Raw genomic sequence first — 19,325 nt, 5'->3', positions numbered from 1 at the left:
CGCTGCTCCTGACATAATGATTGTCGGCGCAACCTCCGGCTGCACACGTCAATTATTGTCTCAGATTACCGCCCCCTTTGGCAAGAAAAAACTATTCATTTCCCGATAGGGAAACTGAGCGGCAACACTACATCCAGTTTGACGATGGAGAAGGCGACTGGCTAAGCAAAGACACTTGCAAGAATAATTTTGCCATGCAATTAAAAAGCTCTAGCAGCAGTAATGAGGGAACTTACGCATTAACAAAAACGATAAGTACATCCGGCCAACCCAGCACATATCAAAGAAAATACAGGGTATGGGCAGAAAATACAGCCGGGGAGACTGATAAAGAAGACTATTTTGTTGTGAAACCAAACTCAAATATTCCGGTTCTAAAATATGGTTCAACGGGTGATGATGTGGCTGTCATTCAAGCTTATCTATGGAATGGAGCACAAGATCCCTATGGGCAAGACTCTTATGGGAAATATGGTTATGGTACTCAATTGGCAGTAGGTGTTTGGCAGGAACAATATAATAAATCACATCCAAAAGATCTTATAGAAGCAGATGGAAATGTCAGCGAAAAGACCTGGGGTGCAATGGGCTTTCTTGATGCAAAAGGCAATTTAAATAGAACAGCAGATCCTTATATGAAATATCTTAGGTTTGCCAAGGATCAAGGATATGGAATGAATCCAAATATTTCCACTCTGCAATCTTTAATCAAAGCAGGAAAAGCATATGTTTGGTATGATACAAATATCAATGGTCATGATTATTCCATAATTAAGATACCCAACAATTATTTAAACACTGAGTTGAAACTAACTAAAATAGACGATTTGGATTGGTTCCGATCGAATTCCTATTACTTTATTGATAAACAAACAAGAGATTTTGTAAAAGATCCAGATGTTCTTAACAAAATTCAAGTAATTCAAAATGCTAATGCTATATACGATGTATATCAACATTTATCGAACAATGCACATTATGATGTTGTGGTGGAGGAACAAAGAGGAATAGAAAAACTCGATTCCCTTTTTGCCAAAGCAAAAGTAGCTAAAACTGTTGCAGAACTCTCTGCTAAGGCGGAAGGTAAACTAGTAGCTTTTCTCGCATATTCTCTTATCCCCGGGGGCCAAGTTGGTGCTGCTAGTATCGTGGAGAGCATACCTGGGGATATTGCGAAAGAGGCTGCGCTAAACCTCCCGAAGGATTTGATAACTGCTATTTTTTGTAGCGTAATCAAAGAAGAAAAGGCTATATTCCCGGAGCTGATTGAAATGAACCAACAAATCAACTCTAAGCCTAAACTACATCGTTGCATTTCAGATTATGTGAAAGCTCAAAAATACATCAATATAAACATGAAGGCATCCTATGCAACCGCTTCCATATTATGTGAAGGGGAGCTAAGTGGAGCTTTTGAAGAATACGGTTGGGCAGATTGGTTTAATTCTCTTATTGGACAATTTACCGGAGACTTCACATCAGGAGCGTCAAGCTATGGAAAAGCACTTGGAAAATTAAAACCCCTTGATGCGAAACAAATGGAAAGATTCTGGAATATCATATATACGCAGAACGATATAACTGATATGCTGGAAGACATTTACGGAGATATTAAGCCGATAAAAGATTGGATAAATGCAAAAAAAGGATCTGAGGCATATTACGGCCAATATCTTAAACCCCAGTATCAGGACACTTATACCTACAAACTAGTTTTTGGTATTGATAATGGACGTGGAAAATCTTTTACTAGTGAAAACATACCAGGTAAAGATGTTACAGTAAAAGGTTCATTACCACCGGTTTTGCCAACTGGAACAGGAATTGAAGCAGGTGGGTGGTGAGTCTGTAAAATAGAGGACCTGTTGACAAAGAGCTCAAAATTGGAGACCTACTATTAATATGCTTTTAGTATCATGTAGTTTCACAAAATAATTAGCCAATGTTGGAGCCTAAATGTGCCGCCCTTGACCTGGAGCCCTCTGCAGGTTGTATTTCTAAGGGATAGCGGATCGGCCTGCCTAAACCGTATCCCTATGCCAGCCAGGCTAGCACAGTCTGCCACTCCAGATAAAGGGTCTTTGCCTCGCTTCGATAAACGGCTGATTTCATCAATTATTAAACCAGTAAATGATAAATTTTGTGCCATTATGGTTTTGCAACAGACGTTAGCATTCATCGGGAGTATGACACTTCAAGCTGAATGAATGCGCTGGCTGTTATAATGCTTCATAGGCATAAATATTCATTCTTAAAAGGAGGAAAAAAATGGCCCACAGCGTAAGGTGGCTGGGACACAGCGCCTTTCATATCACCACGGAAAAAGGAGTCGTTATCTTAATTGACCCCTATATTACTGGAAACCCAAGCTGTCCAATTAAGAAAGAGGATATCAAGCAGGCCAATCTTGTATTAATCACCCACGATCATTTTGATCATCTTGGGACCGATGTGCCGGATTTGGTAAAGGCTACCGGCGCCACATTGATAATACAGCCCGAATTAGTGGAAACACTCCGGAAAGCCGGAGTTAGCTCCGATAACATTATACATTATGGCATGGGAATGAATATCGGCGCCCAAGCGGAAATAGCGGGAATCAAAGTAATCATGACCCAGGCCTTTCACTCCTGCACTGCCGGAAGCCCTGCGGGATACATCATTATACTGGAAGACGGTAAAACCATATACCACACCGGAGACACCGGTATTTTCGATAGTATGAGGCTTTTTGGCGAAATATACAATATCGACCTCGCCCTTGTACCGATTGGGAGTGTTTTTACCATGAATCCACTCCAGGCGGCAATTAGTCTTTCCTTGATTAAACCTAAAGTTACTATCCCTATTCACTACCAGACGTTTCCCGTTCTGACCCAAGACGCGGGGGAATTTATTGATTTATCCTCGAAAAAGGCACCTGAAGTTAAAGTTGAAGCAATTAAGCCGGGGCAGGAAGTTCAAATTTAATAAATTCCTATTACTAAATGAACGTTCAAGCCGGGAAGCAAGGGGACGTTCTCCTTGCTTCCCTTTTCTACAGAAGTGCGCAGGAACGACGTTTTAATGTCTGTATAATGGGGTTAAATCCCTCGGCTTCCAGCCGACACCTTTAGGTCAACTCGGAGTAGAATCATCACTTCTAGCAAAAGGAATACTTAAGCTAGAGGTGAGAGTATGCAAAACTATAGAAAAACATCACATGTAACGTATGATATCAAGGTTCACTTAGTCTGGATAACAAAATATCGAAAACTTGTATTGGGTGGAAAAATAGCAGAGAGGGCAAGGGATCTCATAAGACTCGTAGCTAAAAACAACGAGGTTGAGATATTGACAGGGCACATATCAAAAGATTATGTGCACTTATTGGTATCAGTACCACCGCATCTATCAGTAAGTAAGCTGGTGCAATATGTAAAAAGGTATAGCTCAAGGAAATTGCTGATGGAATACAAGGAACTAAACAAACAATTCTGGGGACAACACTTGTGGGCGAGAGGATATTTTGCAGCAAGTAGTGGAAATATCACTGATGAAGTAATTATGGAGTACATAAAGAACCAGGATATAGAAGAAAACCAAAAGGCAGATAATTTTACACTAGGAGATTTTTATGCTGCTTTAGCGGCTATTACCAACCAACCTGCTTCAGCAGGTTGTGGTTGAGTTATTGATACAGCAGGTATGCTGCACACAAAAACAAACTTAATGGAAGAACTAAAAAATAAACTGGTTTTAGACGTGAAATATTATTTATTGAAACTGTCTATTGTTTGCTTTTATTAACCTCATGTCAAATTTACTGATCATAAATCGAAAATAAGATCACGGCATGCATTACCGCCAGCAGCGTGACCGACATTTATTTATTATCGGCTACGTAAGCATTTGCACACAACGACCAATGCAGGCAGGCTTTACTAAAGCGCATCATACTTTTCAAAATGCCAGTTGTTAGCATTTAACATAGCTGCCCGGTAACTGAATTGGGTATTATAAAAACGAGAGAACTTGTATCTATTAAGCTCTCTCGTTTTTACTTTTTTACCTTTTTAGTAGATGATTTTTCTTTTCGGGATGGAAAGCCTAATCCGAAGGATACTGTCAATTTATGTCGAATTTATACAAAGAAGAAGCTGCTATAAGGACGGATAATAATACTATAAACCGTTAATCATAGTAATATCTCAGTATACTCGGAGGGTAGGCAATGAAACTATTGGCAAAGGATTATAAAAATAAAAGAATTCTCGTGGTTATTTTGGGTTTATTTTTATTTGGACTATTTGGTTGTGCATTGAAGGAAGGTGTTTTCACAAAACAGCATATCGGCGCTACTGAGATAACCCCGTCTGAGATCCAGGCCGAACCGGCTTTGCCTGAAAGTAAAACCGAAACCCAAACAGCGGTACCCGGCGTTAATGAAGCAAATACAAGTCCGTTGCAAACGCACATATCGTCTTCCGAACCGCTGGCCACCACAAACAGTCAGTTGCCCAACAACAAGTATGGTTGGGGCCTGATGCGGAACAATAAGCACCTTCAGCCGGAAATGCCCGTGTCCATCAGTAACAGGCTTAGCCGGTACGGCGCGTATTGGATTGGCGGCCCGGCGGAAAAAGTAGTTTACCTGACCTTTGACAACGGTTATGAAAACGGTTACACCGCCAAAATTTTAGATGCGCTCAAAGCCAATAACGTCAAGGCCGCGTTTTTTGTTACCGGGCATTATCTCGAGGACCAGCCCGAACTGGTAAAACGCATGGTGAACGAAGGGCATCTTGTTTGCAACCACACGGACACCCATCCCAGCTTGCCCGATATATCTGATGAGCAGATTATTAAAGAACTTCAAACTGTTGAGCAGGAATATGAAAAAATAACCGGCAAAAAAGGAATGAAATACTTGCGTCCGCCTCAAGGTGAGTACAGTGAGCGCACGCTGGCCGTGACCAAAGAACTAGGTTATCATAATATTTTCTGGAGTCTGGCGCTGGCAGACTGGGTGCCGCTGCCCGGCGGTCCTGAGGAGGCTTACCAGTCAGTAATGGACAACCTGCACAATGGCGCTATAATCCTGTTGCATGCTGTCTCAAAAGACGATACCGAAGTGATGGACCGTATATTAAAAGATACGAAAGCCCAAGGTTATACATTTAAAACACTGGATGATCTGGTTAAACAATAATTGCGAAGGTAAAAATGAGCTTTTAGACAAATCGAACGCGGAAGGGCGTGACGCATACTAAGAATTAGCGTCACGCCTTTTTAAGAGTTTAGAGCTATTTGCTATCCATTTGCTTCTTCTATTTGCCTATTATACTCAATCTATCGTCCAGGGCGAGCCAGGCGAGTATCAGCATAGCGTGCGACCAGTTCAGGGGCAGCACCCAGGCTGGTCCGCCACGGTTTTTGTCGGCCTGTTCGGGAAGAAGCATATGACGGTTTGCCTGTTCGAGGCACCAGCGGTACAATGTTTCAGCCCGCTGGCGGTTTCCGCACATACAGTAATAAATAGCGAGCCATAAGGTGGTGATTAACCAAGGGTTGCCACCCCTGTAACTGTCACCTTCATAACGGTGCAGACCTCCGACATCGCGATTCCATAGCCTTTCTTCAATAGCCCTGACCGTGGCCTGCATTTTTTCATCTTTTGCGTCCAGAACACCGAATGGAAAAGCCAGACCCAATAAGGCCGCATCCACTCGTTCATCTTCTCCAACCCAGTATGTCTGATAAAGACCCGCCGGATCGGTTTTCGTGAAGTTTATTTTACCTTCATAAGCCGCGTGGTCGTAAGTATCTTTGCTAACCCTTCTATTGACACCGCGCGAAAAGCTTTTCAGCCTATCCGACCACTGATGCCTTAATATCCCTTCTTTTACTTTTTCCGCAGCCATATGCCACCGTTGCGCCGTTTCTTGCTCTCCTTTAATTAAAGCAATTTTACGTGCCGCCGTTAGACCTCCGTAAACTGCCGCAGCGGAATAAGTGCTCTGGCTGTGTTCGTCCTCCCAGGGATCGAAACTAGGTGACGGCAGGCCGTTTGCCTCCAAATTGTCCGTAAGGTAGTTGGCGCCTGCCGCCAGGGAGGGCCAGGTTTGTTCCAGAAAATGATTATCCCTGGAAAGACTGTAGTGGTGTCCGTAACCCCACAATACAGAGCCGACCTGGTCTATTTGCTTTCCCCAGGTAGGGGCAAACAAGCCATCCGTAAAATATCTCTGCTGCCAATCTCCTTCTTTTTCTTGGACTGCGCAGGCAAATCTGTAGAAATGAGCCGCGACATCATGATAACCGGCTTCGTCGAAAGCTGCCGCGATGAATACGGAATCACGCGGCCAGCAGTAGCCGTATCCGCCGCACATCAAATAAAATGGATCAAATTCCGGCGCGGCGATTGAAGCGCCGGTTTCCTTGTCAGACATCAGCTTCATTGCCAGAAGAGATCTGCGATAGGCCGTCTCCCCGCCCGCGTTTTCACTTGCCGTCTTAGTTCCTTTACCGAGCCAGCCATGCCAGTATTGTTTCGTTTGCTCTAGCAGTTCAAGACCATCTTGCGAGGTAACCCCGGCGAGCAATGTTGTTACTTCGTCCCTGTCGGCGCCCGCGGCCAGGTATAATGTAAAATTTTTTGACGCGCCCGGCAATAGTTCGTCCATATCCCAGTCCAGACTACCGGCGCTTTGCCTGATGTTGTCGCTGCCTCCTTGCAGCGTCCCTCTGGAAGCATTCTGAAACGGGTCGGTATGTGTGCAACGTCTGCCGCACTGATAACCGGCCAGGGGGTAACCGGACCCGGCGACGGCCAGGTAAACATTTCTCCGGAAGAAGATGAGAGAATCATTGAAAAAGTCAAGGTAAGCGCCATCGTAATGATTCGATTCTTCAAGTTCGAAAGCGCAATAGACCAGAAATGTTAGTTTTTCTTTTCTGTCCCCATGGTTTGTCAGAGTATAATGCCGCACCAGAATGTCCTTGTCGGGGAGAACAAAGTCCTGCTGGACAGCTTTAAGATAATGCGTCCGGCTGTACATTTCGGTTTCTAATATATTAGTGTTTTCCAGGTAACGTTGACTTGACTTCCATATATTTAAGTGAAACCATTTGGTAAAACTTTGTCCTTCCGGTAAAAATAATTTAATCCCCGGCCAAAAGTGTCCCAGGTGTTGACCGTAGTCAATATGCGGCCAGAAAAGTCTGAATACCTCCCCATTTTCTCTTAGAGAGGCCAGCATTTTGGAGTTTCCTATGATTGCTTCCGGCATTTCCGGCTGGGTCTTAACACTGGATATTTTTTTCACCGCCATTTAAATATTGTAACGCTCAAAAGAAAGGAGTCAGTAGTCAATACTCAGTAGTCAGGAGTCGAATAAAAGAATGGTTATGTCTTGAAATATTCTGAATTCTGGCTTCTGTTTTTATATTATGTCTGTTGATGGAACTTATTATTATAAAGGGCCCGGCCAGAAGATGGTCTGTGCTTGGAAGCCGGCTCCTTTAAGCTGAATTAGCTTTGTGCAGGTCAAGACAAAGAAAGCTGACTCACCGCAATACCAGCACCCCGATTTGGGTTCAATATAGGATTCAACGCCCTGCCGGATTTTCTCAAGCGCCCGCTCGTGATCACCGTGCAGGCAGGCGTAGTAGCCGAGGAGCATCCAGGGGAAGTCCGGGGGCTTGATATTAACCCAATCCGGCTGGCTGTTGTTGAAGACCTTATGCAAATGCGCGGCACGCTCCGAGTCCGGCTTGAGCAGTCCGAAAAGCACCGGGAAGACCTGGCAGGCAGCGTCGGGGTAAAATTTTTTTAAATTTACTCTGTTCTTGAATAAACCGGTCTTGCTGGCATAGTAGCAACGACTGGACGAGTTCCAGAGCGCTCTTTCAATTCCTGAGGCTATGGCTTTAGCTTTGCTCTGATAAATCCCGGCGTCCTGATCACCCAAATAATACATTAGATCGGCGAAATCCTTTAGCCCCCTGTAGGCTTCACAGTTGTCCATCAGATATTTTACCCGGTAGCCGGCCAAGGCAAAGGTGAGTCCGTCCCGGTCCATCAGATTAATAATTACCGAGGCTACTTTTTTCAATGAAGGGAGATTTTCCCTGACCCATCCGGTTTGCCCGGTTCTGAAATGATAAGCGCAGACAAGGGAAAGATAAGTCCCGGCGTATGAATCTTCCGAGTCCGGACCGGCAGTTTTGCCGTTGAAATTATCGTCGTAATGGTAGTCAAGCATGGTTCCGTTTTTTTCAAGATGGCGCAAATACCAGTTCAGATAACGTTCAACGAGAGGGTGAGATGTGGGGTCTTCCAACATGGCCATAGCTGCGAAGTTAGAAAAATACGGCATGATCCAACCTTGATCCGGATACTTTTTGATCGCGCCGTCGGCGTCGCTGCCCGGGTTCAGAATCTGGCAGCTTTTCAGCCAGTTGAACTGGGCGTTTAAATGATTTAAGATATATTCCATAGGAGTGCTCCTTTCGCTATTGCCGTCGTCTATCTCCCGAAATTAGTATCGCTGCTTTTTTTAGCGCTTTGAAAGGGATTTTCAAATTATTGCTGAATAGAAATATCATGACTTTGTAAAGTAATAAATAGAACAGGAGTCAGAAGTCAGGAGTCAGTAGCCAGAATAAGAAAATGATTTATCGTCCCGAAATATTCTGAATTCTGAGTACCAATAACTGATATAGTTTATATTCAGTCGGAGGACAAGTATTGCGGAAGAAAAAAAGTATTTTTCTGATCGTTGCCTCTCTTGTTGTTTTGTCAACCACATGTCTGTCTCCGGCGTCAGCCGCACCCACGGTAAGTGACATTAGCAACCACTGGGCGGAAAAGGCTGTTGAAATGGCGTTAACCCTAGGGATTGCCGGTGGTTACCCGGAAGAGCTTTTTGGGCCGGATCAGCCGGTTACCAGAGCGGAGTTTGTTAAGTTAATTGTTGTTGCCGGCGGGGTGGCCCGGGTAAAAGACAACCTTGAACCGACCTTCAAGGATATTGAGCGGAAGCATTGGGCCTACCCTTTTGTTGAGGCGGCTGCCGCCGCCGGTATTATCAAAGCGGGTGCGGAGCGTTATTTTGAGCCGGACCGGGCTATCACCAGGGCGGAAATGGCTGCCATGGCCGGCCGGCTGCTGGCGTGGGCTAATAATCCTGAACAGATGCCGGAAAGAGACGGTCACTCTGTTAATTGGCCGGCACAGATGCTTAGTTCAGGGACACTTTACGGCTATCCGGACGGTACTTTCGGTGAAGACGGCAATTCTACCAGAGCCGAGGCCTGTGGAGTGATCCTGCGTTTGAAAGACCGGCTCCTGGCCGCTGAAGCGGACAGAGAGCGGGAATGGATTGTTTCGAACCAAGGTCCCGAAGGGTATTTCCCGCTGGCGGGCGGCAGGCCGGATGTAATTCCGTATTTTTCTAACCTCACCGGACTGTCGCTCTGCGGTGACTCGCAACGTTATAGCCAGGTAAAAAAGAGTTTGGAATGGAGCTTTTCCCGGCTCAATAATCCTGACCGTTGGGGTCTGAACGGGACAATTTACGATTACCGCCTGGATGGCGGAGTGCTCGTCAATAGTAACGATTACGACTCAGCCGACAGTTACGCGGCGACATTGCTTACCCTGGCGGCGGATTACCAGGAGAACTCCGGTGATCTTAGTTTTATAAGTGAGCATTACCGCGAGCTTTCCACTGTGGCGGAGTTGATCATCACTCTCCAGGACTCTGATGGGCTAGTCTGGGCAAAACCGGATCTAAAAGTCAAGTATCTGATGGATAACTGTGAGTGTTACCGGGGTTTGAGGGACTGGGCGCGCTTGCTGGCCGAACTCGGCTACAACGAACTAAGCAACATTTACGGGTATAAGGCGGAAATAATAAAAAACAGTGTGCTGGAACAGTTTTGGGATGAAAACGCCGCTTGTTTCGCCTGGGCGGTGGACCGGGACAACAACAGGTATTTACCCGCCCGAAACCAGTCTTATCCGGGTTTATTCGCACAGATATACCCGGTAACCTTTGGCGTAATTCCACCCGCTAGTGAGCAGGCCAGGTTGGCCTACCAGAAATTAAACAGCGAATTGCCCGGTTGGCCGGAATTGTCGGTAGGAGACCCATTACCATGGTCCATCCTTGGTTATGCGGCGACAGTAATGGATGACCTGCCGCGCGCGATTGTCTTTCTTCAATGCTGCAGGTCATCATACATTACGAGTGGAAGAAAATACCCGTGGTCAACATTCGAGAGCGCTTTCTACGCCCGGGCTTGTGAAGCCGCCCGGGAAAAGATCCAAGAAGGTCTAAGATAAAAAGAAAAGGAGATAGAACATGAATCATTCCCGTTTCTTATTGATATTATTTGCCCTGGCTTTTCTCATTATCCAAGTGGTAAGCTATATGACCAATATAACCAGGCACGAAGAGAAGATGGTCAAGCTTGAAAAATTAGCGTATCAAGTTGACAAAGGCAGCTTTTTTGATATAAAAATGGACCCGCAGGTAGAGCTGGGAAAAGAAAAAGTCGGTTTCAGAAACGAAACGATTGGTTTCATTGTTAAAGTGCTGATTATTTCCGGGGCTACGTTTTTTGTATATTCTATCATGAGGAAAAGCCAAAAACCCAAGGAAGAGTGATTATCTAAAAAAAATAATGACTTGAATAACGGCTAATACGGCTATTCCCAATAAAGATATCGAAACTGCCAGTTTTGTTCTGTTAAGGGCGGCAGTCAGCGCCGAAGATGTTTCTTCCAGGATAGAAATCCTTTCATTTACCTGGTCAATCGCGCAATGTAAAAAAGAGGTGTTCTCCTCGGCGGGAAGAATTATTTTGTTCTGTATAGTAGACGCCAGTGAATCGATCAGTTCAGCTTGCACGCTATTCTCTTCCATCTTGAGTATCCCTGCCTGCCAAGTTTATAGCATCCCTGAAAGATGACAGAATGATTAAGGGTACTTGCTGGATCCGGGCGTCTAACTCCGCGATTTTTTCCTTTAGCTCGCTTATTTCCGACTGCTCCTGTGTCATTAATTCCTTCAGTTGGCCGGAAATTTTGTGGTTTTCATCCAGCACCGGCTGAACCATTTTAGTTTTTAGGCCTGTAAAGATGTCTGATAACATTTGCCCGATTAGCTCGTCACCATTTTTGTCACCCTTCAACCCCTCAATTTTAAAATCCATAGTTATTCCTCCTTATTCAAATTTATTAATGGCGTTTTTTAACAGCGCCAGTATTCTTAAAGTTTCCTTCTGGCTATGGTTCTCTATTGCCGCTTTGACACCAACCTCAAATTCGCGGAGCAAATTTTTTTTGATTTCCCCACCGGTATGCCCGCTTACTTCATTGATAATCTTGCGCAACCGCTCGTCCAGTAACCTGGCATTTTCCATTTTTACAACCTCCCGAGGCTATAAATAGTATTTCTGATATTCTTTATCTCCCTGCGGTACTTCAGCAGTACCTCCAGTGCCTGACAGAGCTTTTGTTTCTTTGCGCCGGACCTGTGGCCAATCTGAATTAAAGTGGGCAACTCAATATTAATCTTTTGGGAAATGCCATTAAGCATCGAATAAAGTTCGTCTAAAATATTTCTGTAAAAATTTCTGCCGCGGAAGCGCATGATTCCTTCTTCCAGATTCTTAAGTAAAACTTCCATGCCGCGGTCTTTGCCGGCGAGACCCCGCAGGGCGGAAATCAGGAATATTTTTGGGTCTGGTATGGCCAGGGAGCTTTGAATAGGGGCACTCAGGCTTTTCCGGACAAAATTGGTTACCGCTTCTTGTTGGAACGGTGTTAGGGTGTCGGCAAAATTAATTACGAAGTAAATTTTTGCAAATTCTTTTTCCAGCATGTCCCGTTGTTTAAAGCTCGCGCGTATTTGCGGTAAAAATACAGTTTCAAAATTTTCTTTATCCATGTCGTTCAAAATATGCCGGGCGTTTAAAAAAACAAGGTAAGCGTCGCATTGCCGGATGTTATCAGTTATTTCATCGAAATAATCCTTTTGAATTGAATCAAGCCCTGGTGTGTCCACAAAATCGGTCAGCTCAAGGTATTTAGAAGGGTGGCGGATATCTATCCCGGAGATCCGGAAAGCATTGTCCGGTCCGGTAATTTCCTTGAATTTATTTAAGTGAGCCGGATTTGCCAGATCGAATTCAGGCTCTCCAGCATTATGGAAAGTCAAGCGAACTTTTTGAAGTAGCTTTTTGCGGGAGATGCCTTTTGCCGGAACCGGTTTATAAACAGCGGGCAATGGCAATTTCCCCGCAGACCGGGCAAAAGCGCCCGCGGCGTAAAATTCCCTGGCTTGGTTGATTAACGTCGTAATTTCTTGGTAATCTACTTGTCTGAAGCGATCTTCCGTGCAAGCTTCCAGGTAAGCCAGACCAGACTCATTATTCTTTATATAATTCTCCAGTATGTCCAGTTTATCAGCGCAGAGATGGCTTTGTTTTCCAATATTTTCATGTATTTGCAGGGTTACTTGGAGCGGGAGCCGCACTGTGGCTGTTTTTTCTCTGCCGTGTGAAATGCGGGTGATTGATGAAGTTGTCGGCCCATTTCCGGTAGGTAATATTTCTTCCTTCATCAACGCGTTGAAAAAAGTGGACTTGCCGGTGGAAAAACCTCCCGCAGCCACTACTGTGAAACGTTCTGCTTTAATTTTCGCGGCCATCTTGCTTAATTTAGGGCGCTCCAGCCAACCGTCCAACTTTTTTTCGCGTATTAAAGAATTTAATAGTTCCAGAATTAGTTCCTTGCCTTCTTTAAAACCTCCGGCGTGCGGCCGGTAAAGATGTCCGCCTGCCTTATTGTCCGTCTTATTCAAGTTGGACGAGTTTATCGAGCATAACAGCCCTTCCGTTTCGCTGACAATGAGTGGTATGGAGTTCAATGTGCGATAGGCGGAGAAGAGCTTTTCCGCGGTTTCCAGCACAGTCCAGAATTCGGACAGGAAGAGTGACTCGTCGGCAATGCTAGTGATTTTTTTTAGTTTTGCGGGTATCTCGTTGTCTACCTTCTTAAGATTTTTTGCCAGGTTGTCAAAATAGTACCTGGCCAGTTCCACCTCCAGAAATAGGCGCAAGTCTTGAATGTTCTCATGGTTTAAAATGTTTATCGCGTTTAGCCTTACCTGGCTTAAAAAAATTTTTCTCAATACCGCCATTGTTGCTTCGAGAGAGGTGCCGTCACAATTACCCAGATTGCAGTTAAGCCAGAAAGATATATCATTGAGGTTTTTATTTTTCCAAGTAGACGCGAATTTATTAAGAAACAGACGGTTAAAATTTTCGATACCACGCTGGTGAAAGAGGTAAATTATTTTTACCGACTCGTTAGCGGCTTGTTCCGCCATGCGGATTGATTCATGGGAGAAAGAATCTATCCCGGGTGTGTCTATCAGGCGGCATTTTTTAAGAATAGGAGCGGGGAGCTCAATATTCACCCGGCCGCCTTGGGGCTGACGGCTTGATAAAAAAGAAGCGAGCGCGTTGCGATTGGCAAAGACACATTTGTCCCTGACCCCGGTGTACCTTGCTGAAAAAGAGTCTGCGTAATCAAAGTAGAGCAGGCGGCTTGTGGTGGGCACGGCGCCAACCGGACTTATTTCTTCCCCGAGCAAGCTGTTCAGCAAAGTTGATTTCCCCGAGTTATAAGAACCGATGACGGCTATGGCAGGCTTTAAATTTTGCCCGGCAAGGTCATATAATTCTTCCGACTTGGCGATAAAACGGTTCAACTCGTTCATTAGGCAGTCCCCCGCCAGTAATATTCTTATAATTTATATTTGACGGAGACAAACTTTATGACTTTTTAAAGTAATAGCTTTCCAGGTAAAACAATAATCGCCTCGATCTCAATCGCAACAGATACAGTTTGAAAAAATGTCTATACCTACGTGGTGCAAACAACGACCACGGTTTAGCCGGGTGTCCGGCTAACCATTGATCCCGGCACGGTAATTAAATTTAATACAAACGCAAAGATGGTAATCAAAGGAACCATCGATGCCCCGGGGTTCACTTCATACAAGGATGACGCTTACGGCGGAGATACCAACGGCGACGGTTCAGCCACAGTCCCAGCCAAGGGCAACTGGTACTGCCTGGAGTCATATTCAGGTGGTACTCTCAACTTGAGTTACTGCAGAGTGCGGTTTGGTGGAAATAGCTATCCAATTGTCTATAGTTTCGGTGGATTTTTAAACATTGACCACTGCATAGTGGAGCAGAGCAGGGGTATTGAGATCAAGGGGTCTGCTAGCGTCACTAACAACCAGGTGAACAACTTCGACTCGACAGGAATTTATGTGAACAACGGCTCGCCCACAATATCGGGTAACACTGTCCACGGTTATTCTCGCATGTCTTTGTTCTATCTCAAAGGTGTATTCTTTTTGACGCTTACTTTTCCTGCCGTTCAAAAATCTTTAATCTTCTTTTGACCATAATAAAAGAACACTCCTTAACCGTAAATTTTTTGAGCGTTCGGAGACTTTAATTTTTACCTTGATTTTTACCTTGAGCCAATTGAACACTGAAAATACAGTAAAATCAACGACTCAGGAAAGCTTTATTTTCAATATTTTGGTGGAGGCGGGGGGGGAGGGTTTATGTATCCAAAATTATATCTTGAAATTTTCATTATAGCACCTATGAATTTATGAATCATTATGATTACTTATAGATATATTTAATAAATATAGTTATGGAGGATGAATATGGAAAATAAACAATTATTTTGCTCTCAGTGTGATGAAATTGTTGAATATGTTTTGAAACAAATTGACGTTGTACATGAAATAAAAGGTGAAACAATAACTCTAAAAAATGTTGAAATTCCCCATTGTTCAGTTTGCGGGTCTCAGCTAAGTGACTTAGTTATTGAGGAAAAGCATTTTGACTTAGCATTAACTCAATACAAAAAGGATAAAGGCCTTTTAATGCCTGAAGATATAAAAATTATACGTGAATATTATGGGTTATCACAAAGAGCTTTCGCTAGAGCGTTAGGGTTTGCTGAATCTACAATTAATAGATATGAATTAGGAGCACTTCAAGATTCTATACACAATAGTATAATACTATTATCAAAACAGCCCAAGAATTTCTTAACCATTGCTAAGCAGAACAGAGATAAATTATCAGATAATGAATTTTCACAAATAGAATCAAAAGTCAAAGAGCAAGAGAATAAATATGATATACAAGATTTAACCAATAAAGGTAAAGACACAATTGAAACAAATGCAATTAAACGTCTTGAGTTAATGATATTAGGATTAAGTAAAAGCATTGATAATATCGAAAGAAAGTTAAGTAAGTCATCTATTAAATCTGAAATTACCAACCCACAAATAACTCATGTATTAGCTAAGTATGAATTATCCCATGAGGCAAATAGTTCTTGGGAAGCTATATTAGAATCACCTTCATTTGAAAGAAAGGGAGGGTTCAAAATTGGTAGATGATGAAAAGAAAGATTTAAGTACTCTTGCTGAATGGTTCAATGAACTAGAACATGCAAAACAAAAAGAAATATTAAATTATATTGATGATAATATTGACATTTTTTATGAATTAAACAAAGATGAGCAAAATTTGTTTGAAGAGTTAGTAAACGAAATTACACAAATAATTATTTACGAAATGGACGACAAGGATTTAATTATTGAAAAACTACTGAAATATGGCTTTGAAAAAATACCTGCTAACTATCTGTACGATTATTGCAAACCGATTGCAGGACCATATATAGACTCAAAAACTGTTAATACTATGTCCTCAGAGCAACTAGATGTTGTTATGGAATTTGTGATTAATAATATTATATTATATGAAAATTACAAGAGTATTCCATTTAATGTTTATAAGGAAAAAGGAGGCTTCGAGAATCATGAAAAGGCTGGTAATGTTTTAAGGTTTATTAATAGTATTATATCTTTTGTTTGCAATCGTGAATTAAGTTTGTCTATGATTGAGGAAAAACTATTAAATGAATTTGAAATTTCAAAAGAACTTAGCGATGTTATTATTGAAAAAATTAACAAATATCTAAACGAAATGCAGCAAGCCTATTTACTTACAAAAATAAACCTATTACTCACAAAACTTTCGAATTTGTCTTGCACATATGATGATTAATATTACAATAAACTCTGGAAATTAAATATTCCAGAGTTTAATTTTTTACGGTGAGTCAGGGGAATGAGTCAGGAGACGGTTCCCTGACTCATTTTTAGGAATAAATTTACCCTGGGGGTCTGGAGGTAAATTACATTAATAACAGCTTGAACCTGTCGTATCGTTGTCGGATTCCGTTTACTCCGTAATAATGTCTTATGACGAAATCGGTAACTGGACCGGTGAAATTCTGCCCAATGGCCCCGTATTAATCCTTTATCAAGAAATAGAAAAGTGTGGAACAACAGGTTATTACCGCCGCCATTCCCTAGCTATGAGCATGATAATGACGATGGCCGCCTCCATGCACATGCTGGTGAAATTTTTCGTCCACCAGGTTCACTTTGAGCAATAATTCCCGGTTGCTTAATATTTCGTCCGGTGTGCCGGAGGCTACTAATCGGTGATCTTCACTAAAAACCATCACTCTGTCAGCGATTTCTTCGACAATATCCAGGTTATGCGTGGCGGTAATCAACGTTTTCCCCGCCCTGTTCAGCTGCTTTATCAGATTAATAAGCCATGTTTGGGTTCTAGGATCAAGCCCACCGGTGGGCTCATCCAAAAGAATAACTTCAGGATTGATGGACAGCACCGAGGCAATGGCTACCTTTTTCTTTTCCCCGCCGCTTAATTTGAAGGGCGGCCGGTCCTTTATATGCTCCAAGCCCAGCATGGTGACTACATGGTCCACTCTCTTAACTACCTCTGAGTTATCTAATCCCATCTGTACCGGGCCGAAAGCAATTTCTTCCCAGACACTGGGATTAAACAATTGCGCTTCGGAGTTTTGAAAAACAAACCCGACCCGCCGTCTAAAGGCAAAGGAAAACTCTTCCCTACTTAAGTTTTCCTCATTCAACGCTTCTCCAAAAGAATGTATTACACCCTGTTGGGGGAACAGAAGACCGTCTAGCACTTTCAGAAGAGTTGACTTGCCGCACCCGTTGGCGCCTAATAGCACTACCTTGTCCGCTTGTTTCACAGACATGCTGACGCCGGACAGCGCTTCCTCACCGCCCGGATAATTGTAGCTGACGTTATCTAAATGAAAAAATATCTCATCTGGCAACGATCCGGTCACCTCCGAGGAAGAACAGGCTTACCAAAACTATAAAGGCTGCCCACAACCAGTCCATTGCTCTTGTCTTAAAGGCGACAAGCGTCTTTGGCTTGCCGGTATACCCGCGTGAAACCATTGCCGCGTGCACTTCTTCGCTGACATTGTAAGCTTTACCCCATAGAGTGCCCATTGCGCCGCCGATAAAACGCCTTTGCTCCTTCGTGGAAGCGCGACCGACAGTGCGGCTTTGCCTGGCCACAAAAATCTCGCCGGCGGTTTGGAGCAGCAAGTATATGTAGCGGTAAGTCATCTCCAGCACAGATATGAAGATTTGTGGCACAAAAATCATATTGAGAGCTTTTAAAAGAATATTCCACCGGGTGGTCAGCGTGAGTATCAAGGCCAGAGAGACAGAGGCGCCTACGCGTAGAATGAGCGCCAGAGCGCCATGTACGCCCTGACGGGTAATGGTCAGGGTGTTGGGCAAGGTCCAGGAACCAATGTGAATTTGGTGGTTGGATTTAAATAATGTCAGCAGTGGATCACCGGGAGAGACAATGTTAAAAATAGAAGGCAATACGATAATACCGGTAAAAAGAGGCACTACCAGCCAAACCCGTTTGAAAAATATTTTTACCGGAACGCGGGACACCTTGGCCAGCAATAGAACCCACAAGTTCATTACGATTAGTGTTAACGGATGACGAATCAAACTGGCTGCTATTATCAGCAATAATGTGGTCAGCGCCTTTACCCGGGGATCAATACTCTGAAGCAATCCATGGTTCCCGGCTATCTGTCCGGCAAAAAATTCGTCCCGCAGAACTTGGGCTATTGATTCAATTGTTTTTTCCACAAAGCCACGGCGGCCTGGCTTGCCGCGAAGGCAGGCGCAGCCGCCGGAATCGCCGTTAAAAGGCTCCTGTTTTTCCAGGAGCCATCCCGGTATTGTTGTTTTTTCCATTAATTAATTGCTCATTTCTTTTCCTTGATCAGCTCTTCTTTGATACTTGCCAAAAAGATAAGTGATTGCTCCTATAATAGCAACTCCGGCTATCGCTGTCAAAATATATCCGGTTGCCGACTGCCATAATGAACCGTCCAGCCCGGGTATGGAATAATCCGGCATCAGGGCGTGCCAGGAGTCAGATAAATGTTCCAGACCGGCCGGTATAAAGCCCAGCATGTCCTTTATTTCATCGGCTCCCCACTCTCCCCAGGCGGTGCCCTGGGCCAACAGTCCTAATGGAGAAAGCAAAATCATTGCACCTACTCCCCACCACAGTTTACTATAACCGTGCGCTTCCTCCCGCGCTAGAGTACTGCCAACGGTCAATAAATCCGGGTTTGCCGCTTGAATATAACGGAGCACTAGCGCAGTTGCTACAGCCTCAACCGGTCCGGCTATGAGCAGGTGTCCGAACGCCATGGCGGGAACTGCTATGTTTAATGGATAGGGGCAGTACAACGGCGCTCCGCTGGCGGCGTGAAAGAGTGTGGGTTGCAAGCCAAATTCCACGGCTGCGCACAGCGCCGCCAGATTAATGCCCACATATCCGGCAATTAAACCTCCCACCCAGCGTCTTGCCGCAGTGATATCCGATCTGCCGGCGATGAGACGGTAAATGTAGTAAGACGTAAATGGAAACACAAACGCCATGTTAAAGCAATTCGCGCCAAACGCCAAGATGCCGCCGTCGCCAAAGAGTAATGCCTGGATGGCCAAGGCTACCGAAATACTTATGGCAGCCGCCCATGGACCAAGGATGATCGATAGTATTCCGGCACCCACGGCATGGGCGGTAGTACCGTCCGGTATGGGGATGTTATACATCATGATCGTGAACGAAAAAGCGGCGCCGATGGCCATTAACGGCACGTATCTTGTCTTAATTGTTTTTTTGACTTTCTTAACCGCTGTCGCCCATACGGGCAGCATGGCCGCGCCCATCACCGCGCATGTCTGCGGGCTTAAATAGCCGTCCGGTATATGCATTTATTATAACCTCCTCGTTATCACTATAACATAGTATAATAGCTCTTGATTTGTCTA

The 19,325-nt window shown here is 44.0% G+C and carries 17 protein-coding genes and 1 pseudogene; 9 read left to right on the top strand and 9 right to left on the bottom strand.

Annotated elements, in window-relative coordinates:
- Positions 1-77 precede the first annotated feature (77 nt).
- The 4 genes and pseudogenes from L7E55_RS09395 (at position 78) to pdaA (ending at position 5,191) form a co-directional block, all read left to right on the top strand.
- A complete protein-coding gene (locus tag L7E55_RS09395; RefSeq protein ID WP_277443898.1) occupies positions 78-1,844 on the top strand; it encodes a peptidoglycan-binding domain-containing protein in 1,767 nt (588 codons plus the stop codon).
- A 424-nt stretch (positions 1,845-2,268) separates the two neighbouring features.
- Positions 2,269-2,970: a metal-dependent hydrolase gene (locus L7E55_RS09390; protein WP_277443897.1), complete on the top strand. Its 702-nt coding sequence runs from the start codon at positions 2,269-2,271 to the stop codon at positions 2,968-2,970.
- A 207-nt stretch (positions 2,971-3,177) separates the two neighbouring features.
- Positions 3,178-3,594: pseudogene (gene tnpA, locus L7E55_RS09385) on the top strand (IS200/IS605 family transposase); the annotation flags it as partial.
- 619 nt (positions 3,595-4,213) lie between these two features.
- Positions 4,214-5,191, top strand: coding sequence for a delta-lactam-biosynthetic de-N-acetylase (gene pdaA / locus L7E55_RS09380; RefSeq protein WP_277443896.1), 978 nt, complete (start codon positions 4,214-4,216; stop codon positions 5,189-5,191).
- 118 nt (positions 5,192-5,309) lie between these two features.
- Here the strand turns inward: pdaA and L7E55_RS09375 are convergent, their stop codons facing one another.
- Both L7E55_RS09375 and L7E55_RS09370 read right to left on the bottom strand, forming a co-directional pair.
- On the bottom strand, positions 5,310-7,313 hold the full coding sequence (locus tag L7E55_RS09375) for a glycoside hydrolase family 15 protein (RefSeq protein ID WP_277443895.1): 2,004 nt from the start codon (positions 7,311-7,313) through the stop codon (positions 5,310-5,312).
- A 141-nt stretch (positions 7,314-7,454) separates the two neighbouring features.
- Positions 7,455-8,480: a glucosidase family protein gene (locus L7E55_RS09370; RefSeq protein WP_277443893.1), complete on the bottom strand. Its 1,026-nt coding sequence runs from the start codon at positions 8,478-8,480 to the stop codon at positions 7,455-7,457.
- Positions 8,481-8,731: 251 nt separating this feature from the next.
- On the opposite strand from L7E55_RS09370, the gene L7E55_RS09365 reads away from it, so the two are divergent.
- Positions 8,732-10,330, top strand: coding sequence for an S-layer homology domain-containing protein (locus L7E55_RS09365; protein WP_277443892.1), 1,599 nt, complete (start codon positions 8,732-8,734; stop codon positions 10,328-10,330).
- A 19-nt stretch (positions 10,331-10,349) separates the two neighbouring features.
- Complete coding sequence (locus L7E55_RS09360) at positions 10,350-10,655, top strand: hypothetical protein (RefSeq protein ID WP_277443891.1); 306 nt, start codon at positions 10,350-10,352, stop codon at positions 10,653-10,655.
- On the opposite strand, the gene L7E55_RS09355 is transcribed toward L7E55_RS09360, so the two are convergent.
- From L7E55_RS09355 to L7E55_RS09340, 4 genes are read right to left on the bottom strand one after another with little or no spacing between them, the layout of a single operon-like run.
- Positions 10,656-10,913: a hypothetical protein gene (locus L7E55_RS09355; RefSeq protein ID WP_277443890.1), complete on the bottom strand. Its 258-nt coding sequence runs from the start codon at positions 10,911-10,913 to the stop codon at positions 10,656-10,658.
- Positions 10,900-11,202: a hypothetical protein gene (locus L7E55_RS09350; protein ID WP_277443889.1), complete on the bottom strand. Its 303-nt coding sequence runs from the start codon at positions 11,200-11,202 to the stop codon at positions 10,900-10,902. Before L7E55_RS09350 ends, L7E55_RS09355 begins: the two co-directional genes overlap by 14 nt.
- A gap of 12 nt (positions 11,203-11,214) precedes the next feature.
- The gene (locus tag L7E55_RS09345; RefSeq protein WP_277443888.1) at positions 11,215-11,412 is read right to left on the bottom strand and encodes a hypothetical protein; all 198 of its coding nucleotides are present in this window, start codon (positions 11,410-11,412) and stop codon (positions 11,215-11,217) included.
- Between the two features lie 2 nt (positions 11,413-11,414).
- Complete coding sequence (locus L7E55_RS09340) at positions 11,415-13,775, bottom strand: dynamin family protein (RefSeq protein WP_277443887.1); 2,361 nt, start codon at positions 13,773-13,775, stop codon at positions 11,415-11,417.
- A gap of 237 nt (positions 13,776-14,012) precedes the next feature.
- On the opposite strand from L7E55_RS09340, the gene L7E55_RS09335 reads away from it, so the two are divergent.
- The 3 genes from L7E55_RS09335 (at position 14,013) to L7E55_RS09325 (ending at position 16,170) form a co-directional block, all read left to right on the top strand.
- Positions 14,013-14,471, top strand: coding sequence for a right-handed parallel beta-helix repeat-containing protein (locus tag L7E55_RS09335; RefSeq protein WP_277443886.1), 459 nt, complete (start codon positions 14,013-14,015; stop codon positions 14,469-14,471).
- 276 nt (positions 14,472-14,747) lie between these two features.
- Positions 14,748-15,497 (top strand): type II TA system antitoxin MqsA family protein, encoded by a 750-nt coding sequence (locus L7E55_RS09330; protein WP_277443885.1) that lies wholly within the window; start codon positions 14,748-14,750, stop codon positions 15,495-15,497.
- Positions 15,487-16,170 (top strand): hypothetical protein, encoded by a 684-nt coding sequence (locus L7E55_RS09325; RefSeq protein WP_277443884.1) that lies wholly within the window; start codon positions 15,487-15,489, stop codon positions 16,168-16,170. Before L7E55_RS09330 ends, L7E55_RS09325 begins: the two co-directional genes overlap by 11 nt.
- Before the next feature lie 307 nt (positions 16,171-16,477).
- On the opposite strand, the gene L7E55_RS09320 is transcribed toward L7E55_RS09325, so the two are convergent.
- The 3 genes from L7E55_RS09320 to cbiM are packed head-to-tail and all read right to left on the bottom strand — an operon-like array spanning position 16,478 to position 19,268.
- Positions 16,478-17,281, bottom strand: a complete 804-nt coding sequence (locus L7E55_RS09320; protein WP_277443882.1) for an energy-coupling factor ABC transporter ATP-binding protein — start codon at positions 17,279-17,281, stop codon at positions 16,478-16,480.
- On the bottom strand, positions 17,271-18,236 hold the full coding sequence (cbiQ, locus tag L7E55_RS09315; RefSeq protein ID WP_277443881.1) for a cobalt ECF transporter T component CbiQ: 966 nt from the start codon (positions 18,234-18,236) through the stop codon (positions 17,271-17,273). Before cbiQ ends, L7E55_RS09320 begins: the two co-directional genes overlap by 11 nt.
- A gap of 3 nt (positions 18,237-18,239) precedes the next feature.
- A complete protein-coding gene (cbiM, locus tag L7E55_RS09310; protein ID WP_277443879.1) occupies positions 18,240-19,268 on the bottom strand; it encodes a cobalt transporter CbiM in 1,029 nt (342 codons plus the stop codon).
- Positions 19,269-19,325: the final 57 nt, after the last annotated feature.

It is taken from the genome of Pelotomaculum isophthalicicum JI, assembly GCF_029478095.1.
Taxonomy (GTDB): domain Bacteria; phylum Bacillota; class Desulfotomaculia; order Desulfotomaculales; family Pelotomaculaceae; genus Pelotomaculum_D; species Pelotomaculum_D isophthalicicum.
This window is presented reverse-complemented; position numbering and strand designations above follow the sequence as displayed.

Excerpts from the sequence above, each read along its gene's own strand:
- L7E55_RS09390 (WP_277443897.1), top strand. The coding sequence starts at position 2,269 with ATGGCCCACAGCGTAAGGTGGCTGGGACACAGCGCCTTTCATATCACC.
- pdaA (WP_277443896.1), top strand. The coding sequence starts at position 4,214 with ATGAAACTATTGGCAAAGGATTATAAAAATAAAAGAATTCTCGTGGTT.
- L7E55_RS09375 (WP_277443895.1), bottom strand. The coding sequence starts at position 7,313 with ATGGCGGTGAAAAAAATATCCAGTGTTAAGACCCAGCCGGAAATGCCG.
- L7E55_RS09370 (WP_277443893.1), bottom strand. The coding sequence starts at position 8,480 with ATGGAATATATCTTAAATCATTTAAACGCCCAGTTCAACTGGCTGAAA.
- L7E55_RS09360 (WP_277443891.1), top strand. The coding sequence starts at position 10,350 with ATGAATCATTCCCGTTTCTTATTGATATTATTTGCCCTGGCTTTTCTC.
- L7E55_RS09355 (WP_277443890.1), bottom strand. The coding sequence starts at position 10,913 with ATGGAAGAGAATAGCGTGCAAGCTGAACTGATCGATTCACTGGCGTCT.
- L7E55_RS09350 (WP_277443889.1), bottom strand. The coding sequence starts at position 11,202 with ATGGATTTTAAAATTGAGGGGTTGAAGGGTGACAAAAATGGTGACGAG.
- L7E55_RS09345 (WP_277443888.1), bottom strand. The coding sequence starts at position 11,412 with ATGGAAAATGCCAGGTTACTGGACGAGCGGTTGCGCAAGATTATCAAT.
- L7E55_RS09340 (WP_277443887.1), bottom strand. The coding sequence starts at position 13,775 with ATGAACGAGTTGAACCGTTTTATCGCCAAGTCGGAAGAATTATATGAC.
- L7E55_RS09335 (WP_277443886.1), top strand. The coding sequence starts at position 14,013 with ATGGTAATCAAAGGAACCATCGATGCCCCGGGGTTCACTTCATACAAG.
- L7E55_RS09330 (WP_277443885.1), top strand. The coding sequence starts at position 14,748 with ATGGAAAATAAACAATTATTTTGCTCTCAGTGTGATGAAATTGTTGAA.
- cbiQ (WP_277443881.1), bottom strand. The coding sequence starts at position 18,236 with ATGGAAAAAACAACAATACCGGGATGGCTCCTGGAAAAACAGGAGCCT.
- cbiM (WP_277443879.1), bottom strand. The coding sequence starts at position 19,268 with ATGCATATACCGGACGGCTATTTAAGCCCGCAGACATGCGCGGTGATG.